The organism is Weissella sp. DD23, assembly GCF_001579105.1.
Classification (GTDB): Bacteria; Bacillota; Bacilli; order Lactobacillales; family Lactobacillaceae; genus Weissella; species Weissella cibaria.
Genome location: NZ_KQ970390.1, coordinates 176,227 through 179,070 on the forward strand (window position 1 = coordinate 176,227; position 2,844 = coordinate 179,070).

The window sequence follows — 2,844 nt, forward strand, 5'->3', positions numbered from 1 at the left end:
ATTACTGGATGCACCGACCGCTATGCGTCACGTCGTTGGCAACGCGAATGATGGTGTGATGGTACAAATTGGGGATGAGAATGGGAATAGCCTGTTGTCACCTTACAGTTTGGTATCAGCAACCTATCGTGTACCGCAACATGGTGTAGGGGCAGTTGCCATTCTAGGTCCAACATCGATGATGTACGCCGATATGGTCGAATTAGTTGATGTATATCGTACCGCGTTATCACAACAATTATTAGAATATTACCGATAGAAAAGAGGTGTTAGCATGGCAGAAGATAAGCAGACTCCTGAAGAAGAAGTTGAAGAAACGGTTGAGACACCGGATGTTGACACCGAAACAACCGAAGCGGTCGAAATCGACCCAATGGTTGCGATGGAAGCTAAGGTTGCAGAAGCGGAAGATAAGTACTTGCGTGCCCACGCCGAGATGCAAAACATGCAAACACGTTTTGCAAAGGAACAAGCACAAGCAGTTAAGTACGCGAGCCAAAAGTTGGCAAAGTCAGTTTTGCCTGCTTTGGATAACTTGGAACGTGCGTTGCAAGTAGAAGCTGACGACGATGCGGCTAAGCAAATTAAGACGGGTGTCGAAATGGTCTATAAGACATTGGCATCTGCCTTGGAAGATAATGACATCAAGGCCGTTGGGGCCGAAGGTGAACCATTTGATCCTAACTTCCACCAAGCAATCCAATCTGTACCGGCTGATGAGGATCACCCGGCAGATACGATTGCCCAGGTTCTTCAAAAGGGTTATGTCTTGGCGGACCGTGTGATTCGTCCAGCGATGGTAGCTGTTTATAACTAAACAACTATTCACTTACTATTAAAAATAAAAATTGATCAATAAGAGGTAAAAACATTATGTCAAAGATCATTGGAATTGATTTGGGAACAACAAACTCAGCTGTTGCCGTTTTGGAAGGTGGCCAACCAAAGGTTATCACTAACCCAAACGGTGGTCGTACGACGCCATCAGCTGTTTCATTTAAGAACGGCGAGACGCAAGTCGGTGATACTGCTAAGCGTCAAGCTATCACAAACCCTGACACGATTTTGTCAATCAAGTCACACATGGGTGAAGCTGGTTACAAGGTAACGGTTGATGGCAAGGACTACACGCCACAAGAAATTTCAGCCATTATCTTGCAATACATCAAGAAGTACGCTGAAGATTACCTTGGTGAGACGGTTGATAAGGCTGTTATCACGGTACCTGCTTACTTTAACGATGCGCAACGTCAAGCAACTAAGGATGCTGGTAAGATTGCCGGCTTGGAAGTTGAGCGTATCATCAACGAGCCAACGGCCGCTGCTTTGGCATACGGTTTGGACAAGTTGGAGAACGACGAAAAGGTCCTTGTTTATGACTTGGGTGGTGGAACGTTTGACGTTTCTATCCTTGAGTTGGGTGATGGTGTTTTCGAAGTTTTGTCAACAAATGGTGACACACACCTTGGTGGTGACGACTTTGACCAAAAGGTTATTGACTGGTTGGCCGATAACTTCAAGGCTGAAAATGGGGTTGATTTGAAGGCTGACAAGTTGGCCTTGCAACGTTTGAAGGATGCTGCAGGGACGGCAAAGAAGACGTTGTCATCAGCAACTGAAGCGCAAATTGATTTGCCATTTATTACGGCAACCGAAGCTGGTCCATTGCACTTGCAAACGACTTTGACGCGTGCCCAATTCAACCAATTGACGGCTGACTTGGTAAAGCGTGCGGAAGAGCCTGTTCGTCAAGCTTTGAAGGATGCTGGTTTGTCAATCAACGACATCGACAAGGTTATCTTGAACGGTGGTTCAACGCGTATTCCTGCTGTGCAAGAGTCTGTTAAGGCTTTGACTGGCAAGGAGCCTGATCACTCAATTAACCCTGACGAAGCGGTTGCTTTGGGAGCCGCTGTGCAAGGTGGTGTGATTACTGGTGACGTTAAGGACGTGGTTTTGCTTGATGTGACGCCATTGTCATTGGGTATCGAAACGATGGGTGGTGTGTTCACGAAGTTGATCGACCGCAACACGACGATTCCTACGTCAAAGTCACAAGTGTTCTCAACGGCCGCTGATAACCAACCCGCTGTTGATATCCACGTTTTGCAAGGTGAGCGTTCAATGGCTGCTGATAACAAGACGTTGGGTCGTTTCCAATTGACTGACATTCCTGCTGCACCACGTGGTGTGCCACAAATCGAAGTTAAGTTCGACATCGACCGTAACGGTATCGTTTCTGTTTCTGCTAAGGATTTGGGAACGAACAAGGAGCAAAAGATTACGATCCAAAGCTCTGGTTCATTGTCAGACGAAGAAATTGAGCGTATGATGAATGACGCGAAGGCTAACGAAGAGGCCGACAAGAAGCGTAAGGAAGAAGTTGACTTGCGTAACGATGTTGACCAATTGATTTTCCAATCAGAAAAGACATTGGAAGAGGTTGGCGACAAGTTGCCTGATACGGACAAGAAGCCAGTTGAAGACGCTGTTGCTGAATTGAAGACTGCTAAGGAAGCCGACAATTTGGACGACATGAAGACGAAGAAGGAAGCTTTGGAAAAGGTTGCGCAAGAATTGGCTGTTAAGTTGTACCAACAAGCTGCTCCTGATCAAGGTGCGCAAGCTACTGACGGTGCTTCATCAAGTGATGACAACACGGTTGATGGTGACTTCGAAGACGTTTCTGACGACAAGAAGTAATCTAAAAAATTAAATTCCTAGTCTGTGCATTTTCCTACCAGTTACAGATTAGACACAAAGCGAGGTGCGAGCCTCGCTTTGTGATACATATTGAGATAAAGATGGAGGTTGGCCTCATGAATAATACGGAGCTATACGAAC

The 2,844-nt window shown here is 46.1% G+C and carries 2 protein-coding genes and 1 pseudogene; all 3 read left to right on the top strand.

What is annotated here, in order from left to right:
• A pseudogene (locus tag WEIDD23_RS00820) lies at positions 1–259 on the top strand (HrcA family transcriptional regulator); the annotation flags it as partial.
• Positions 260–274: 15 nt separating this feature from the next.
• Positions 275–817, top strand: a complete 543-nt coding sequence (gene grpE, locus WEIDD23_RS00825; RefSeq protein WP_010371913.1) for a nucleotide exchange factor GrpE — start codon at positions 275–277, stop codon at positions 815–817.
• A 56-nt stretch (positions 818–873) separates the two neighbouring features.
• The gene (dnaK, locus tag WEIDD23_RS00830; protein ID WP_062358671.1) at positions 874–2,703 is read left to right on the top strand and encodes a molecular chaperone DnaK; all 1,830 of its coding nucleotides are present in this window, start codon (positions 874–876) and stop codon (positions 2,701–2,703) included.
• Positions 2,704–2,844: the final 141 nt, after the last annotated feature.